The organism is Paludibacterium denitrificans, from assembly GCF_009707705.1.
GTDB lineage: Bacteria > Pseudomonadota > Gammaproteobacteria > Burkholderiales > Chromobacteriaceae > Paludibacterium_A > Paludibacterium_A denitrificans.
Window position 1 is genome coordinate 2,069,546 of sequence record NZ_WLYX01000001.1, and the last position, 16,370, is coordinate 2,085,915.

General features: G+C 61.0%; 14 protein-coding genes and 2 pseudogenes. 9 read left to right on the top strand and 7 right to left on the bottom strand.

Annotated features, from left to right (window positions below; translation table 11 throughout):
* Positions 1 to 125: 125 nt before the first annotated feature.
* The 4 genes and pseudogenes from GKE73_RS13565 to GKE73_RS13580 all read left to right on the top strand — a co-directional run bounded on the left by GKE73_RS13565 (position 126) and on the right by GKE73_RS13580 (position 2,497).
* Positions 126 to 449 carry a hypothetical protein gene (locus GKE73_RS13565; protein ID WP_230371562.1) on the top strand — a complete coding sequence of 108 codons (324 nt, stop codon included), beginning with the start codon at positions 126 to 128 and terminating at the stop codon, positions 447 to 449.
* A gap of 28 nt (positions 450 to 477) precedes the next feature.
* Positions 478 to 843, top strand: a complete 366-nt coding sequence (locus tag GKE73_RS13570) for a PilZ domain-containing protein (RefSeq protein WP_230370420.1) — start codon at positions 478 to 480, stop codon at positions 841 to 843.
* Positions 844 to 915: 72 nt separating this feature from the next.
* Positions 916 to 1,685, top strand: a pseudogene (locus GKE73_RS13575) (TatD family hydrolase).
* Positions 1,682 to 2,497 carry an MBL fold metallo-hydrolase gene (locus GKE73_RS13580; RefSeq protein WP_230370421.1) on the top strand — a complete coding sequence of 272 codons (816 nt, stop codon included), beginning with the start codon at positions 1,682 to 1,684 and terminating at the stop codon, positions 2,495 to 2,497. Before GKE73_RS13575 ends, GKE73_RS13580 begins: the two are co-directional and overlap by 4 nt.
* 61 nt (positions 2,498 to 2,558) lie before the next feature.
* Here GKE73_RS13580 and trpS read toward each other — a convergent pair whose 3' ends face one another.
* On the bottom strand, positions 2,559 to 3,584 hold the full coding sequence (gene trpS, locus GKE73_RS13585; protein ID WP_230370422.1) for a tryptophan--tRNA ligase: 1,026 nt from the start codon (positions 3,582 to 3,584) through the stop codon (positions 2,559 to 2,561).
* A gap of 219 nt (positions 3,585 to 3,803) precedes the next feature.
* The gene (gene ppsR, locus GKE73_RS13590) at positions 3,804 to 4,625 is read right to left on the bottom strand and encodes a posphoenolpyruvate synthetase regulatory kinase/phosphorylase PpsR (RefSeq protein WP_230370423.1); all 822 of its coding nucleotides are present in this window, start codon (positions 4,623 to 4,625) and stop codon (positions 3,804 to 3,806) included.
* 322 nt (positions 4,626 to 4,947) lie between these two features.
* Between ppsR and ppsA the strand changes: the two genes are divergently transcribed.
* Positions 4,948 to 7,329: a phosphoenolpyruvate synthase gene (gene ppsA / locus GKE73_RS13595; protein WP_230370424.1), complete on the top strand. Its 2,382-nt coding sequence runs from the start codon at positions 4,948 to 4,950 to the stop codon at positions 7,327 to 7,329.
* A 113-nt stretch (positions 7,330 to 7,442) separates the two neighbouring features.
* On the opposite strand, the gene GKE73_RS13600 is transcribed toward ppsA, so the two are convergent.
* From GKE73_RS13600 to GKE73_RS13610, 3 genes are all read right to left on the bottom strand, one after another.
* Entirely contained in the window at positions 7,443 to 8,147 is a 705-nt protein-coding gene (locus GKE73_RS13600) for an FAD-dependent monooxygenase (protein WP_230370425.1), read from the bottom strand.
* On the bottom strand, positions 8,113 to 8,496 hold the full coding sequence (locus tag GKE73_RS13605; protein WP_230370426.1) for a Rossmann-fold NAD(P)-binding domain-containing protein: 384 nt from the start codon (positions 8,494 to 8,496) through the stop codon (positions 8,113 to 8,115). The genes GKE73_RS13600 and GKE73_RS13605 overlap by 35 nt, the downstream gene beginning before the upstream one ends.
* A gap of 453 nt (positions 8,497 to 8,949) precedes the next feature.
* On the bottom strand, positions 8,950 to 9,753 hold the full coding sequence (locus tag GKE73_RS13610; RefSeq protein WP_230370427.1) for a LysR family transcriptional regulator: 804 nt from the start codon (positions 9,751 to 9,753) through the stop codon (positions 8,950 to 8,952).
* A gap of 24 nt (positions 9,754 to 9,777) precedes the next feature.
* Between GKE73_RS13610 and GKE73_RS13615 the strand changes: the two genes are divergently transcribed.
* The 4 genes from GKE73_RS13615 to GKE73_RS13630 all read left to right on the top strand — a co-directional run bounded on the left by GKE73_RS13615 (position 9,778) and on the right by GKE73_RS13630 (position 11,931).
* Positions 9,778 to 10,713, top strand: coding sequence for a DMT family transporter (locus tag GKE73_RS13615; RefSeq protein ID WP_230370428.1), 936 nt, complete (start codon positions 9,778 to 9,780; stop codon positions 10,711 to 10,713).
* Positions 10,714 to 10,896: 183 nt separating this feature from the next.
* Positions 10,897 to 11,052: a hypothetical protein gene (locus tag GKE73_RS13620; RefSeq protein ID WP_230370429.1), complete on the top strand. Its 156-nt coding sequence runs from the start codon at positions 10,897 to 10,899 to the stop codon at positions 11,050 to 11,052.
* Positions 11,009 to 11,647: a carbonic anhydrase gene (locus tag GKE73_RS24855; protein WP_230370430.1), complete on the top strand. Its 639-nt coding sequence runs from the start codon at positions 11,009 to 11,011 to the stop codon at positions 11,645 to 11,647. The genes GKE73_RS13620 and GKE73_RS24855 overlap by 44 nt, the downstream gene beginning before the upstream one ends.
* A 26-nt stretch (positions 11,648 to 11,673) precedes the next feature.
* Positions 11,674 to 11,931, top strand: coding sequence for a hypothetical protein (locus tag GKE73_RS13630; protein WP_230370431.1), 258 nt, complete (start codon positions 11,674 to 11,676; stop codon positions 11,929 to 11,931).
* An 82-nt stretch (positions 11,932 to 12,013) separates the two neighbouring features.
* On the opposite strand, the gene GKE73_RS13635 is transcribed toward GKE73_RS13630, so the two are convergent.
* On the bottom strand, positions 12,014 to 13,093 hold the full coding sequence (locus tag GKE73_RS13635; protein ID WP_230370432.1) for an MFS transporter: 1,080 nt from the start codon (positions 13,091 to 13,093) through the stop codon (positions 12,014 to 12,016).
* A gap of 185 nt (positions 13,094 to 13,278) precedes the next feature.
* Positions 13,279 to 16,367: pseudogene (gene mfd, locus GKE73_RS13640) on the bottom strand (transcription-repair coupling factor); the annotation flags it as partial.
* Positions 16,368 to 16,370: the final 3 nt, after the last annotated feature.

The following is a 16,370-nucleotide window of genomic DNA, read 5'->3' on the forward strand; positions in this document are numbered from 1 at the left end:
CCTGGGTTGAATCGCAGCAGATTGCCAACCCGGCCATCGAACTTGCACGCCACGGCGGTGCGCCGCTATTTGATCACGACCCGGCGCTGGCCAAACTGCGCGGCCAGTTCATTGATGGCCTGGCATTGCCCACCTTTGGTACGGTGCTGACGTTGGCCGAAGCGGTGGACAAGGCCAAATTGCCGCTGGCGCTGCCCATTACCCGGCTGCTGAAATGGCTGCATGACCTAGCCGGTTTGAGGCTGGCAGGGCATATCCGTTATCATCCCGACCAGAAGGCGGTGCTGGCCGATCTGGCGCAGCGGGCCGATCTTGCCCAGTTGATGCGTTGCCAGCAGGCGCTGCTGCAGTTGGCGCCATTTGGCCAGCACACGCTGAATACGCGATTGCAACTGGAAGCACTGTTGATGGAATACCTCAAGGTGTTCAATCCGGGACGACCCGGTTGACTGCCGTTTTGCCGGGGGCGAAGCACGTATGGAGAGCACGACCACTCGTCAGGAAAACCGTCCCGGTGTGCTGTCACTGCACATCAAGGAACGCAGCGCACTGTTTGCCGCCTATATGCCGTTTCTGCGTAACGGTGGCATTTTCATTCCCACCAACAAGGAAATGCAGTTGGGGGAGGAGGTGTTCCTGCTGTTGACGCTGATGGACGATCCGCAAAAAATCGCCGTGCAGGCCCGTGTGGTGTGGATTACTCCCGCCGGTGCCAACAACAGCCGCACGCAAGGGATAGGCGTCGAGTTTGTCGCCAGCGATGTCGGCAAGCAGGCCAAGGACAAGATCGAAACCTTGCTGGGCGGCGTCTTGCATTCCAGCTTACCAACCCACACCATGTAACCGTTACCCGCTTTCTCCATTGTTTCACCCCGGTCCGCACTGTGACCGGGGCGTCTTGTCAGGTATTGCCCCATGCTTGTTGATTCACACTGCCATATCAACTTTCCCGATCTGGCGGCACGCCTGCCGGATGTGCTGACCAACATGCAGCACAACGGCGTCAGCCATGCGCTGGTGATCAGCGTCAGCCGCGACACGGCGGCCGAGGTGTTAGGGTTGGCCGAACAACATGCCAACCTGTATGCCACGGTCGGCGTACATCCGGATGATCCGGAAAATGCCGAATTCAGCGAGGATGAATTGGTAGCGCATGCCGCCCATCCGCGAGTGGTGGGCATTGGCGAAACCGGGCTGGATTATCACTGGTGTGAGGGTGACCTCACCGGCAGCATGAGCGTTTTCGCACTCACATCCGCGCCGCGCGCCGCGCTTGCCGCTGATTATCCACACCCGTGATTCGGCGCAGGATACCTTGCGCCTCTTGCGCGAAGAACAGGCACAGGAGTGTGGCGGGGTGATGCACTGCTTTACCGAAAACTGGGAGATTGCCCGAGGCCGCGCTGGACTTGGGTTTTTACATTTCGTTTTCCGGTATCGTCACCTTCAAGAACGCCGCGCAGATCAAGGACGTGGCGCAGCGTGTGCCGCTGGAGCGCATGCTGGTGGAAACCGATTCGCCTTATCTCGCGCCAGTGCCGTTCCGTGGCAAGACCAATGAACCCGCGTATGTGAAGCATGTGGCCGAACACATTGCCGAATTGCGCGGCGTGTCGTTTGACTCCATTGCGCAAGCCACCACCGACAACTTCTTCCGGCTGTTTGCCAAGATTCCTCGCCCATGACCGGTTCTCTTGTCCCCGCTGTCAGCGACCATCTGGAGCTGACCATTCTGGGCTGTGGCTCCAGTTCCGGCAGCCCGGCGATCGGTTGTCACTGCCCGACCTGCGCCTCGGACAACCCGAAAAATACCCGTAGCCGCTGCAGCGCCTATGTGCGGTTGGGCGAGCAGGCACTGGTGATCGACACCGGGCCGGATTTGCGGCAGCAAGCCCTGCGCGAGGGGCTGTCCCGCATCGATGCGGTGCTGTATACCCACCCGCACGCCGACCACCTCAACGGCATTGATGATCTGCGCGCCTTTTGCTATGTGAAAAAAGGGCCGATTACGCTGTACGGCAACGCCTTTACGCTGGACAACATCCGCAGCCGCTTTCATTACGCCCTGATGCCGCCGTCACCGGTGTGGGACAAGCCGGTATTGGTGCTGGAAGAAGTGGCACAGCGCTTCGATTTTCATGGTGTTGCCGTTACGCCCATCCCGCTACAGCATGGCAAGTGGCCGTGTCTGGGCTGGCGCATAGGCAACGTGGCGTGGCTGACGGATCTGTCGCACATTCCCGACGACAGCCTCGCGCTACTGGAAGGGCTGGACGTGTTGTTCCTCGACTGCCTGCGTCACGATCCCTACCCGTCGCATCTGGGCGTGCAGCAGTCGTTTGAGTGGGCGCAGCGCATCGCCGCCCGCCGCACCATTCTCATCCACATGACGCATCAGCTGGAATACCGGGCCTTGACCGCCGAATGCCCGCCGGGCATTGAGGTCGGCTACGATGGTTTGACCATCCGCGTGCCGCTGTCGGCTGGCGCAGAGTAAGGTTGGCCGAACCACTGCGTGCCGGTTCGGCCAACTTGCACGGTTTCCCGTTGTTTGGCGCTTAGTAGTAATTCAACCCCATGGCGGCTTTCACTTGCGCCAGAGTTTGCGCCGCTGCCTCACGCGCCTTGTGGGTGCCATTTTTCAGAATTTGCATGATGGCATCCGGGTCGCGCGCCAGCAGCTCGCGTCGCGTGCGGATCGGCTCCGTGGTTTCTTGCAGACGCTGTTCCAGCTGCTGCTTGATCACGCTATCGCCCAGCCCACCGCGCTGGTAACGCTGTTTCAGATCTGCCACCAGCTCGGTATCCGGTTCAAACGCATCCAGATAGGTGAATACCACGTTGCCCTCCACCTGTCCCGGATCGCTCACGTGCAGGTGGTTGGGGTCGGTATACATCATCTTCACCGCATGGCGAATCTGGTCAGGGTTGGCCGAAAGCGGCAGGGCATTGCCCAGCGACTTCGACATCTTGGATTTGCCATCAATGCCCGGCAAACGGGCGCTACTTTGTGGTACCAGCGCGCGGGCTTCCACCAGCACCTCACCGTCCACGCTGCCATTGAAACGACGCACGATTTCGTTGGTTTGCTCGATCATCGGAATCTGGTCGGCCCCCACGGGCACGATGGTGGCCTTGAACGCGGTGATATCAGCCGCCTGCGCTGCAGGATAAGTCAGGAAACCGGCCGGAATGTCGCGTTCGTAACCGCGTTGCTTGATCTCGTCCTTGATGGTTGGGTTGCGTTCCAGCCGCGAAACGGTGACCAGATTGAGGTAGTAGGATGCCAGTTCCGACAATTCCGGCACCAGACTCTGAATGAAGATGGTGCTTTTGTCCGGGTCAATGCCAACCGCCAGATAATCCAGCGCCACCTGCAGCACGTTATCGCGCACTTTCAGATAGTTGCCCATGTTGTCGGTCAGTGCCCGGGCATCGGCCAGCAACAGAAACTGGCGGCAGTGGTCTTGTAGCAGGACACGGTTTTTCAGCGAGCCGACGTAGTGGCCAAGATGCAGCTGGCCGGTGGTTCGGTCACCGGTCAGGATGATGTCGTCGGGCTTGATGGTGTCAAGAATACTCATGTCAGTCTCCGCAAAAAATAATGGCTAGAGACTGTCGGTAAGGCGGAACAAACAAAAAACCCGGTGCCGCCTTATCGGCAGCCTCCGGGTTGATGATGCGCAACCGCCGGTGCCGCCTAGTGAAGGCGCCACCACCAAAACAGGAATACGGTTGCGGATGCAGATTTCATGCCGGTTATCTGACCACGTGACGGGCCATGGCGTCAAGCGCTGGCCGTATCAGAAGCGGCGCGTGAGCATTGCCTTGTGCATGATGGTGGTGGCAATTTCTTCCACCGACTTGTGCGTGGTGCTGATGAACGCCAGACCATGATGGCGGAACATCGCCTCCGCTTCATTGACCTCCACCCGGCAATTGTCGACGCTGGCATATTTGGAGTCCGGACGGCGTTCCGAACGGATGTAGTGCAGACGCGCCGGGTCGATGGTCAGGCCAAACAGCTTGTGGCGGTACGGAAGCAGCATCTTGGGCAGCGTCGGGCTGTCCAGGTCTTCCGGCGTGAGCGGGTAATTGGCTGCCTTGATACCGTATTGCAGCGCCAGATACAGGCAGGTCGGGGTTTTACCCGAACGGGAAACGCCCACCAGAATCACATCCGCTTCATCCAGATCCTTGAGTTTGACGCCGTCGTCATGGTTGAGCGAGAAGTTTACCGCCGCCATGCGGTGGTCATAGCGCTCTTCATTGAGCATGCCGTGTACGCGGCCGACGGTGAGCGAAGCACGCTGCCCCAGTTCCTGCTCCAGTTCGCCGATGAAGGTTTCGAAGAAGTCGACGATCTGTGCATTGTGGATTTTCAGCGCACGGCGCACGTCCGGGTTGATGATGCTGGTGAATACCAGCGGGCGCAACGCATCCTGATCGGCCACTTGCTGGATACGCGCCGCCAGTTCTTCGGCCTTTTCCGGCGTATCGATAAAGGGCACGGTTTCGCGCTTGAATTCCACCGTGTCAAACTGGGTGAGCAAGGTGTTACCCAACAGCTCGGCGGTGATGCCGGTGCGGTCAGAAATGAAAAAAGCGGAACGGAGGTGTGGCATGAATGCACCTGTCTATAAAAATAACGACGATTTTTTCCAGCAGTATACCGGCGCCGGGGCGGTAAAGTCTTGCCTATCCTTGGTGGCGGGACGAGTGGCAGGAATCGGCCGTTGACCCCCGGTTTTCATGCGCTTGTAGCATTTTGCTGCTAGGTCATCCACGCACCAAATGGCCGCCAATCCGGTCGGAACATGCCGGTCAAAACCGTGTCCAAGGGCAACCCCTCGGGTGTTGCAACGCAAAAGTGGCTACGCAAACAGTGAGTTATTCGGCTAGAATACCGGCTTTCTATCGTCCCAATCCAACACAGGAAGTGAAGTGATGGCAGACAACTACGTCATCTGGTTCGAGAAGCTGCGTATGACCGACGTTGAGCAGGTTGGTGGTAAAAACGCCTCGCTCGGTGAAATGATTAGTCAGTTGGCCAATTCCGGCGTCCGTGTTCCCGGTGGTTTTGCAACAACCGCACAAGCGTATCGGGATTTCTTGCAACACGAAGGCCCGGCCGACCGGATCAACGCTGCGCTGTCGAACCTTGATGTCGACGACGTAAACGAACTGGCCCGGGTAGGCAAGGAAATCCGTCAATGGATCATTGATATTCCATTTCCGGCCAAGCTGGACGCAGATATCAAGGAAGCATGGGACAAAATGGTGGCAGATCTTAAGCGGTGCCGACATTTGTGTAGCCGTTCGCTCCTCTGCGACCGCGGAAGACCTGCCGGATGCCTCGTTTGCTTAAGCCAGCAGGAAACCTTCCTCAACATCCGTGGCCCGGATAACGTCAAAGACGCCATCAAGCACGTCTTTGCTTCCCTCTATAACGACCGCGCCATTTCCTACCGCGTACACAAAGGCTTTGCCCACGACGTTGTGGCATTGTCTGCCGGTATCCAGCGTATGGTGCGCTCCGACATGGGCGCCGCCGGTGTGATGTTTACCATCGACACCGAATCGGGCTTTGAAGACGTGGTGTTTGTTACCGCTTCTTACGGTCTGGGCGAAACCGTGGTGCAAGGCGCCGTGAACCCGGATGAATTCTACGTTCACAAGCCGACCCTGCAGGCTGGCCGCCCGGCCATTCTGCGCAAGAACATGGGCTCCAAGCTGATCAAGATGGAGTTTACCGATGCGTCCCGTGCGGGCCGTTCGGTAAAAACCATCGATGTGGCTGAAGCCGAGCGCAAACAGTTCGCCATTACCGATGCGGAAGTGGAAGAACTGGCCCAGTACGCGCTGATCATCGAAAAACACTACGGCCGCCCGATGGATATCGAGTGGGGCCGTGACGGTATCGACGGCAAGCTGTACATCCTGCAAGCCCGTCCGGAAACCGTTAAGTCGCAAGAAGACCGCAAGGACACCCTGCGTCGTTATCGCCTGAACAGCAAGTCGGCTGTCCTGTGCGAAGGCCGTGCCATTGGTCAGAAGATTGGCCGTGGTACCGTACGTACCATCAAGGACGCTTCCGAAATGGATCGCGTGCTGCCGGGTGACGTGCTGGTAACTGACATGACCGACCCGGACTGGGAACCGGTCATGAAGCGTGCTTCTGCCATCGTCACCAACCGTGGCGGCCGTACCTGTCACGCGGCCATTATCGCCCGCGAACTGGGTATCCCGGCGGTGGTTGGCTGTGGTAACGCTACCGACGTACTGAGCGAAGGCATGCAGGTGACCGTATCCTGCGCCGAAGGCGACACCGGTAACATCTACGACGGTCTGCTGGATGTGGAAATCATCGATCTGGAACTGGACAAGATGCCGCAGTCTCCGGTCAAGATCATGATGAACGTCGGCAACCCGGAACTGGCTTTCGACTTTGCCCAGCTGCCGAACGAAGGTGTGGGCCTGGCTCGCATGGAGTTCGTGATCAACCGTCAGATCGGTATCCACCCGAAAGCACTGCTGGAATTCGATACCCTGCTAGCTGACCTGAAAGCCACGATTGCTGACCGCATTGCCGGTTACGCCAGCCCGGTTGACTTCTATGTCGACAAGATTGCTGAAGGCGTTTCCACGCTGGCAGCCGCCTTCTCGCCGAAGAAAGTCATTGTGCGTATGTCCGACTTCAAGTCGAACGAATACGCCAACCTGATCGGTGGCCAGCTGTACGAACCGCACGAAGAAAACCCGATGATCGGTTTCCGCGGTGCGGCCCGTTATGTGGCTGAATCGTTCCGCGATTGCTTCGAGCTGGAATGCCGCGCAATCAAGAAAGTGCGCGACGTGATGGGCCTGACCAACGTGGAAGTGATGATCCCGTTTGTCCGCACCCTGAAGGAAGCCGAAGACGTTATCGCCATTCTGGCTGCCAACGGCCTGAAGCGCGGTGAAAACGGCCTGCGCCTGATCATGATGTGCGAAGTGCCGAGCAACGCCGTACTGGCTGAGAAGTTCCTGCAGCATTTCGATGGCTTCTCCATCGGCTCCAACGACATGACCCAGCTGACCACGGGTGTTGACCGCGACAGCGGTGGCCCGATCGCCAGCACCTTTGACGAACGTAACGAAGCCGTCAAAGCCATGCTGCACATGGCGATTCAGGCATGTCGCAAGCTGGACAAGTATGTCGGCATCTGCGGCCAAGGCCCGTCGGACCATGCTGATTTCGCCAAGTGGCTGGTGGAAGAAGGCATTGCCACCATCTCCCTGAACCCGGACACCGTGGTGGAAACCTGGTTGTACCGGCCAAGGAACTGAACGCCTGATTTTCTGACGTTCAACCATGAAAAACCGCCCGTTTACCGGGCGGTTTTTTTATGTTCGGCCAACCTTGGCAAGTGGCGTCAGGTTGGCCGAAAGCGCGGTGTCGTTCAGCGCCGCTCCAGCATCGGCAAGCCCAGCGCGTAACGGATGACTTCGCGCTTGATGGGGCCCGCCTTGCCAGCCAGTTTCAGGCCCAGATTACGCACGGCCTTGAGCGGGCCGATGTCGTTGGCAAAGCCGTAGCAGAAGGCGTCCATGGCGCGCTGCATGGCGATGTTGGCATAACGGCGCTGTTTTTCGTAGCGCTTGAGCACGTTGAGCGAGGCTAGGTCTTCGCCTTTGGCGTGGGCAGCCAGCAGGACTTCGGCCAGTGCCGCAGCATCCTGAAAGCCCAGATTGACGCCTTGTCCGGCCAATGGATGGATGGTGTGCGCCGCATCGTTAACCAGCACCACGCCATCCTTGGCATAGCAGTTGGCATGGCGGCGGGTGAGCGGGAAGAAGCCGCGCGAGACAATTTCACGGATGCCGCCCAGTTTGGTCGGGAAGGCGGCACAGAAAGCGGAAATCAGTTCGTCATCCGGCAGCGCCATCAGCCGTTTTACATCGGTCGGGGTGTGATACCACACCAGCGAGGCGTAATGGTCGTTGAGCGGCAGGAAGGCTTGCGGCCCGGTGGGGGTGAAGCGTTGCCGGTGATGTCTTGCTGGCCATACGGCATCAGGCAGGTGGCGACCATGGCGTGCATCGGGTAATCGCGGCTGCTGATGCCGATGCTTAGGCCGCTTCGCGTACTTGCGACAGGGCGCCATCGGCGGCCACCAGCAGGCGCGCCACCAGCACGCCGCCGTCCGCCAGCGTCACGCGTGAGGCCAGTGGCTGGTAGTCGATACGGGTGATTTGTGCCGGGCAACGGTAGTCGATGTCCTGCCGCTCCAGCATGCTGCTGGTGGTGGCCAGCTGCACCAGCCGGTTTTCCACGATATGGCCCAGTTCGTTGACGTTGGCATCGCTGGCACTGAACAAGGTGCCTTGGTCCTCGTTGGCTTCCCACACCTGCATGCGGGTGTACGGCGTGGCCCGCATGGCCAGAATGCGCGACCAGGCGCCCAGTTTGTCGAGGAAGTTGGCCGAAGCCGGGCTGAGGGCGGAGACGCGCAAGTCTGGCGCCTGATTCGGGTCGAAGGGCTGTGGCGGCGTGCGTTCCAGAACGGTGATTTTCAGGCCGTGACCACTGAGGGCCGCGGCCGGGCTGTGCCAACCATGCCGCCGCCGACGATCAGAATGTCTACATGTTCCATGCTGTACTCCTTGTTGCTGCCCATGCCCCGCAGGGATCGGGCTGCGGCGGGGGCTGTCGTTCGTGGCGGTTTATCGTGGCACACGCCACGACCGCACCGTGAAGGATAAATGGGGCTGATTGTGACAAAGGCGGCGCTGAAGTGTCTTGGTCTGGATCAAGTCTAACCAACAGCAGGTTTAGCCCGGCGTGATGACGGGGTTGCTTAAGCCAGCATGGCGCGCAACCGTGGCGTGACGTGCTGGATCAGGACGTCGTATTTTCTCGGCAAGGGCTGGCGGTAGGGGAAGACCAGATAAACCGGCCAGCTGCGTTTAAGCGCGCCAGCCGGGCAGGACTTCCTGCATCTGGCCGTTGACCAGATATTGCTGTGCCACGTAGTGCGGCAGCAGCGCCACGCCTTGCGCGGCGGTGACGGCGGAAACCAGCGAGGCGTATTGGTCGCAGGTCAGGGTCGGGCGCAGGGGGATGGTGCGCTGTTCGCCATCTTTGGCCAGTTGCCATTCCTGACCGTGCGGGTTGTAGCGGTTACACAGCAGGCGCTGGTGGCCGAGGTCTTCCGGCTGTGTCAGCCGTGGCGCATCGGCCAGATAGCGCGGGCTGGCATACAGCCGTTCCCAGACGAAGCCGAGCGGCTTGGCCACCAGCCGGTCGTCGTGGATGTGGCCGGTGCGGATGCAGAAATCCAGTTGATCATCCACCGGGTCCTGCAGACGGTTTTCGGCCAACAGCTGGATTTCCAGCCCCGGATGCTGAATGGCCAGTTCGGCCAGCATGGGCGCCAGCAAATACTGAGCAAATGACGCGGTGGTACTGACCCGTAGCGGCCCTTCGATCAGTTGCTGGGCTTCGGCAATATCCGGTTTGACCTGTTCCAGCATCTCGCGCAACTGGCGGGCATGTTGCGCCAGACGCAGCCCGGCTTCGGTCAGCGCGACGCGGCGGGTATTGCGCAGCACCAGTACCGTGCCCAATTCCTGCTCCAGTTCCTTGACGCGCTGGCTGATGCGGCTTTTGGCACAGCCGATGCTGTCGGCGGCAGCGGTAAAACTGCCGGTACGGGCGAGGGCATCGAAGGCCAGCAGGGCATCGGGCGACGGAGGGTGCGAGGTTTTCATGAGCCGGGCCACAAGGTGGGCAAAGTGGCTATTCTACCGTCGCTGCTCTGGTGGGGGCAGCGCCCGCTGGCCAGTGGTGCGATGAATATTTTGACCGCGAGAGAGTTTATTTCTGTCTACAACATCGGCATGATGGCGGGCTACGCTGTTTTTGCCGGATGTTGCATGCTGCCTTATCTTGCCTTGACCACCGCCATGTTGCTGTGGGCCAGTTCTTTTATTGCGTTGAAGTACGTGTTTGCCGTGTTCGATCCGCTGGTGGTGCTGTTTGCCCGCATGGTGATTGCCAGCCTGTGTCTGCTGCCGTTGCTGTGGCGTGCTTCATTGGCGCTGGCAGTATCGGCGCGGCGACTGGAAATGGCTGTTGGCCCCGGGTTGGCCGAACCGTGTGTGTATTTCCTGTGTGAAGCCAAAGCGCTGCAATACACCAGCGTGTCGCAGGCCGGGATCATTACCGCCACGTTGCCGTTACTGGTGGCGGTGAGCGCCATGCTGTTTCTCAAGGAGCGGCAAGGGCGGCAGATGTGGCTGGGGATTGCCGTGTCGTTTGCCGGGGTGGCGTGGCTGAGCCTGAGCGGCGAGTCCAGTCAGAGCGCGCCCAATCCGCTGTTGGGGAACGCGCTGGAATTCATGGCCATGCTCTGCGCCGCGGCCTATGTGTTGATTACCAAGAAGCTGTCGGCGCGTTATTCTGCCCTCAGCATTACCGGCATCCAGAGCCTGCTGGGCAGCCTGTGGTTTGGCGCTTGGGTGGCGACGCCGTGGGTGTCGCTGCCAACCTCCTTGCCGTTCTGGCCCAGCCTGTGGGTGGTGTATCTGGGCGCGGGCATTACGCTCGGGGCATATGGCTTATATTCCTGGTCGGTGAGCAAGGTGCCGGTATCTATGGCGGCGGCCTTCATCAACCTGATCCCGGTGTTTACCATCATCCTGGCCGGGGCTTGCTGGGCGAGCACCTGACGTTGTTACAGGGGCTGGCGTGTGTGCTGGTGTTTGGCGTGCTGATCAGCCAGAAAAAACCGGCAACGCTTACCGCTTGAAACGGTCATTCAGTTTTGCCGGTTTGAGCCGATATAACGACTGATAACAGTCTTGGTGTGCCTTGCCGCCAGACGCATACTAATCGTGATGAAGGAGCAGGACATGCAGCGTTTGGCTGTACAACAGGGGATGGCCGCGTGTTGGCTGCTGCTGGCGGGGCAGGTCTGGGCAAGTGGCGGTGCCGAATCGCTCGGCGAAGGTGGCGCCGCTGCCGGTGGCTACGCCAGCGACCGCTACGGCGTCGGGCACCATTGTTAGCAAGAAGATAACACCGGAAAAACTGGCGCCCTCGGTGCGCCAGTCACCGCCGCCGGAGGCCAAGTTGCCCACCGGACTGAGCCCGGTGGTGCGCCCGCCGGAAGGGACCGTAGCGGCACCGGTCAAGGCGGCCAAAAAGCCGGTGCACGCCGCGCGAGTGCTACGCAGCAAACCCAAACCGGCGCCACGCATGGTGGTGGCGCACGCGCACGAGAGCGAACACGGCTCGGAACAGCGTCAGGTGCATGGCATGCTGAATACGCTGCTGAGTGCCAATGCCCGCTACATGAGCCAGCATTCCGCCGGTTATTACCAGAAATTTGCCAACAAGCAATCGCCGTGGGCCACGGTGGTGACTTGTTCCGATTCGCGGGTGCAGACGCTGGCGTTACATGGCGATGCCACCAACCAGCTGTTCATGGTGCGTGATATCGGCAACCAGCTGGCGACGGCGGAAGGGTCGGTCGAATATGGCGTGCGCCATCTGCATACGCCGTTCCTGATCTTTATCGGCCACTCGGTGTGTGGCGCGGTGACGGCGGCGGCGGGCGATTATGGCAAGCTGGAACCGGCCATCCGCAAGGAGCTGGCTTAAGCATCAATATTCCCAAGGGCATCGACGTGACCGATGGTGCGTTGCTCAACGTCAACAATCAGGTGGAAGGTGCCATCCTCAAGTTCTCCGGTGAAGTGGAGGCGGGCCATCTGGCGGTGATTGGTGCCTACTACGATTTCCGCAACGATCTGCATCAGGGCGCCGGACGGCTGGTAATTACCAATATCAATGGCGAAACCGGTAAGCGAGGATTCGGGCGTTGCTGCACAAGGGCGAGCTGTTCAAATACCGCTTCATGGATGCCGCACACTAGCGTGCCGTAGACTGTTCGAGCCTGACCCCAACCGGTGCCACCATGTGGTGCCGGTTTTTTCATGTCTGGGGTTGGCCGAATGTGCGTTTCAGCTAGCTTACCGGACGCCGTGTTGCGCGTGCCAGCACCGGGCGGCCACACAACGCCACGATACCAACGGCGATGGCCACCACGCCCAGCCCCAGACGCAACTGGGTCAGGTGTGCCACGCTGCCGATCATCACCGGTCCCAGCAGCATGCCGACATACGCCGCGCGCGATACGCTGGCGATGCCTTCGGCCGCGCTGATGCCTTGCAGGCGCGAGGCGGCGACAAAGAACACCGGGATCATGTTGGCCATGCCCAGCCCCATCATGGCAAAGCCGAGCAGGGCCGCCGCCGGTACCGGCCAGAGGATGGCCAGCAGGATGCCGGTGAAGCCGAGCCAGGCGCTCATCACCAGTAACGACACGGCGCCAAAGCGTGCGCGTAGCCGGTCGCCTGCAAAGCGCCCCAGCGCCATGCCGCCGGAAAAGGCTGCGTAACCGGCACTGGCAGTGGCGGCGGCGCTGGCCGTGACATCGCGCATGTAGACCGTGGTCCAGTCATACATGGCGCCTTCGCCCACCATGCCAAGAAACGCCAGCCCGCCCAGCCACCACAGGGTGGTGTGGCTATGGTGACGCTGGGGCGGGGCGGCGGTTGCCGTTGTCGAGGCTTCGGCCAACAGCCGCGGTGCGGCCAGTTGCGTGGTCAGCACGATGATGGCCGCCATGCCCAGACCGTGTAGCCGGGGCGGCACGTGCCAGCCCAGCAGCAGCCCGCCGATCGCCGCGCCGACCATGCCGCCCAGACTATACATGCCGTGCAGGCTGGACATGACCGGGCGTGGTGCTTTGGCTTCCACCGTTGCCGCCTGCGCATTCATCGCCACGTCAAACGCCGCCATGCTAGCCCCAAACGCCAGTAACAGCGGTAAGAGCAGCCAGAACGACGGCGTCAGCAGCAGTAACGCCGTGGTCAGCGCGAATGGTACGGTCGCCTGACGGCAGGCGGTGGCGCTGCCACGCCGCGCCACCCAGCGTCCCAGCGGCCCCATTACCAGAATCGCGCCGATGGCGATGGCAAACAGCGCCAGCGACAGCACCGCGTCGGACAAGGCAAAACGCGCCTTGATGGTGGGTATGTGCACGCCCCGGTGGCCATGGTGGCCCCGGCGACAAAAAACAGCGCCATGGTGGCATGGCGGGCAGGCAGAAAACGGCGAACAGGCATGGTGGTTGGCGGTGGCCCACAGCGGGCCGTGAGTGGTGGGAGACAGGTCGGGTAGTCGGTAACAAGGTTGGCCGAACTTCGGCCAACCTTGTCGGGGGGAGCTTATTGCAATTCGCGCAGCAGTTCCTTGACCCGCACCGTGCGCAGGCCAACGTCCTCGATGTGCGATTCCACGCGCAGCTTGTCCTGCCCGGCCAGCTTGTAGTTCCGCTTGTTCTGGATCAGCTGGATGATCTTCATCGGGTCGATCGGCGGATTGTCGATGAACTGCAACTGGATGGCCACTTCGCTGGCGTCCAGTTTTTGCACGCCCAGCGGTTTGGCCAGCAGGCGCAGCCGGTGGCTGTCGATCAGTGTTTTCACCGTTTGCGGCGGCAGGCCAAAGCGGTCGATCAGTTCCTCGTGGATGTCGTCGATCTCCTGCTCGCTCTCGCAGGTGGCCAGCCGTTTATACAGCACCAGCCGTTCGTGCACGTCCGGGCAATAGCCGTCCGGCAGCAGCGCCGGGCTGTGCAGATTGATTTCGGTGGTCACGCCCAGCGGCGCATCCAGATCCGGTGTCCGGCCTTTTTCAGGTCGCGCACCGCCTGCTTGAGCATTTCGGTAAACAGGCTGAAGCCCACTTCCTGCATCTCGCCGGATTGCCCCTCGCCCAGCACCTCGCCCGCGCCGCGAATTTCCATGTCGTGCATGGCCAGATAGAAACCGGCGCCCAGCTCGCCGGAGAGCTGGATGGCTTCCAGCCGCTTCTGCGCGTCACGCGTCATGCCATCCGGGGTCAGCAGATAGGCATAGGCCTGATGGTGGCTACGGCCCACCCGGCCGCGCAACTGGTGCAACTGCGCCAGACCAAACTTGTCGGCGCGGTTGATCAGGATGGTGTTGGCATTGGGAATGTCGATACCGGTTTCGATGATGGTGGAACACAGCAGCAGGTTGAAGCGCTGTTGCAGGAAATCACGCATCACCTGTTCCAGCTCGCGTTCGCGCAGCTGGCCGTGGGCCACGCCGATGCGCGCTTCCGGGATCAGTTCGGTCAGCTTCTCGCGCATGTTCTCGATGGTGTCGACTTCGTTATGCAGGAAGAACACCGGCCGCCGCGTTTCAGTTCGCGCAGTACCGCCTCGCGTATCACGCCGTCATTCATCGGGCTGACAAAGGTTTTTACCGCCAAGCGGCGCGACGGCGCGGTGGTGATGGCGGAGAAGTCGCGCAGTCCCTCCAGTGCCATCGACAGCGTGCGCGGAATCGGCGTGGCGGTGAGGGTGAGCACGTCGACGTTGGCTCGCAGGCGTTTGAGCTGTTCTTTTTGCCGCACGCCAAAGCGGTGTTCCTCGTCGATGATCACCAGCCCGAGGTTCTTGAACGCGACATCCGGCTGCACCAGCTTGTGCGTGCCGATGACGATATCCACCGTGCCTTCGGCCAACCCTTGCAGCGCGGCCTTGGTTTCCTTGCCGCTGCGAAAGCGCGACAGCTCGGCAATCTTCACCGGCCAGTCGGCAAAGCGGTCGGCAAAATTCTGGTAGTGCTGTTCGGCCAACAGCGTGGTAGGCACCAGCACCGCCACCTGCTTGCCGCCCATGACGGCAACAAAAGCGGCGCGCAATGCCACTTCGGTCTTGCCAAAGCCGACATCGCCACACACCAGCCGGTCCATCGGCTTGCCGGAGCACATGTCTTCAATCACCGCTTCGATCGCGCTGGCCTGATCCGGCGTTTCCTCAAAGCCAAAGCGGCAAAGGCGTCGTAATCCTGATGCGACAGGGTAAAACGGTGGCCTTCGCGCGCGGCACGCTGGGCATAGAGATTAAGCAGTTCCGCCGCCGTGTCGCGCGCTTTTTCCGCCGCTTTTTTCTTGGCCTTGTCCCGGTGCCGGGCTGCCCAGCCGGTGCAGTGGCGCCTGTTCCGGCGTGCCGCCGGCGTAGCGCGAGATCAGGTGCAACTGGCTGACCGGCACATAGAGCTTGGCGTCGTCGGCGTACTCCAGCTGCATCAGTTCGGTTTCGCCTTCGCCCAGATCCATGCTGATCAGGCCGATGAAGCGGCCGATGCCGTGCTGCTCGTGCACCACCGGGTCGCCCGGCTTGATTTCGGCCAGATCGCGCAACATGGCGTCGGAGCTGGCGCGCGTGCTCTTGCGCCGGGTGTGGCTGCGCGCCACATGCTGGTACAGCTCGGCTTCGGTAATGATGGCCACGGCTTAGCTGGCGCAGGGCAAAGCCGCTATACAGCGGTGCCACGGTCAGCGCCAACGGCATGTCGCCGTGCAGGAACTCCGCCCAGCTATCCACCGGTTGTGGCTTCAGGCCGTGTTCCTGCATGAATTGCAGCATGGTTTCGCGGCGACCCAGCCCTTCGGCACTGACTAGCAGGCGGTGCTGGCCGCTAGCCAGATAATCGGCCAGACGGTACAGCGGGTTGTCGGCACGGCGCTCCACCGCCAGCGGCGGCAAGGGCTCGCTGCTTCGGCTTCCGGCTCGCCATCGGCTGGCAGTTCCAGTCGTGGATGCGGCTTGATGCGCTGCATCAGTTCGTCCGGGCGCAGGAACAGTTCGGACGGTGGCAACACCGGGCGGTCGAGATCGCCGCGCGCCATGTCGTGGCGGCTGATGACATCGCGCCAGAAGCCTTCGGCCGCGCCCAGTACGTCGCGGTGCAGGGTGATCAGCACATTGTCGTGGCTGAGGTAGTCAAACAGCGTGGCGGTTTCGTCAAAGAACAGTGGCAGGTAATACTCGATTCCAGCCGGAAACAGGTTGGCCGAAACGTCCTTGTAAATACGGCTGCGCGACGGGTCGCCTTCCATGCGCTCGCGGTAGTGCTGGCGAAACGCGGTGACCCCGGCTTCGTCTGCCGGATATTCCCGCGCTTAAGAGCAGGCGTACTTCATTGACCGGATAGAGCGTGCGCTGGGTATCCGGGTCGAAGCTGCGCAGGGTGTCGATTTCGTCATCGAACAGGTCGATGCGGTAGGGCAGGGCCGAGCCCATGGCAAACAGATCGACCAGCCCGCCGCGAATCGAAAATTCGCCCGGTGCCATCACCTGCGTGACGTGTTGATAGTAAGCCGTGGTGATCAGGTCGCCGCGCAGCTTTTCCACATCCAGCTTCTGCCCGGTTTTGAGCAGGAAGGTGCGGCCGACCAGATAGCTCACCGGCGCCAGCCGCGTCATGGCCGTGGTCACCGGGGC

What these genes read in the sequence shown, in the direction of transcription:
- ppsA (WP_230370424.1), top strand. Translation starts at nt 4,948, where the DNA reads ATGGCAGACAACTACGTCATCTGGTTCGAGAAGCTGCGTATGACCGAC.
- GKE73_RS13610 (WP_230370427.1), bottom strand. Translation starts at nt 9,753, where the DNA reads ATGAAAACCTCGCACCCTCCGTCGCCCGATGCCCTGCTGGCCTTCGAT.
- GKE73_RS13570 (WP_230370420.1), top strand. Translation starts at nt 478, where the DNA reads ATGGAGAGCACGACCACTCGTCAGGAAAACCGTCCCGGTGTGCTGTCA.
- trpS (WP_230370422.1), bottom strand. Translation starts at nt 3,584, where the DNA reads ATGAGTATTCTTGACACCATCAAGCCCGACGACATCATCCTGACCGGT.
- GKE73_RS13620 (WP_230370429.1), top strand. Translation starts at nt 10,897, where the DNA reads ATGCAGCGTTTGGCTGTACAACAGGGGATGGCCGCGTGTTGGCTGCTG.
- GKE73_RS13580 (WP_230370421.1), top strand. Translation starts at nt 1,682, where the DNA reads ATGACCGGTTCTCTTGTCCCCGCTGTCAGCGACCATCTGGAGCTGACC.
- GKE73_RS13600 (WP_230370425.1), bottom strand. Translation starts at nt 8,147, where the DNA reads ATGGCGCCCTGTCGCAAGTACGCGAAGCGGCCTAAGCATCGGCATCAG.
- ppsR (WP_230370423.1), bottom strand. Translation starts at nt 4,625, where the DNA reads ATGCCACACCTCCGTTCCGCTTTTTTCATTTCTGACCGCACCGGCATC.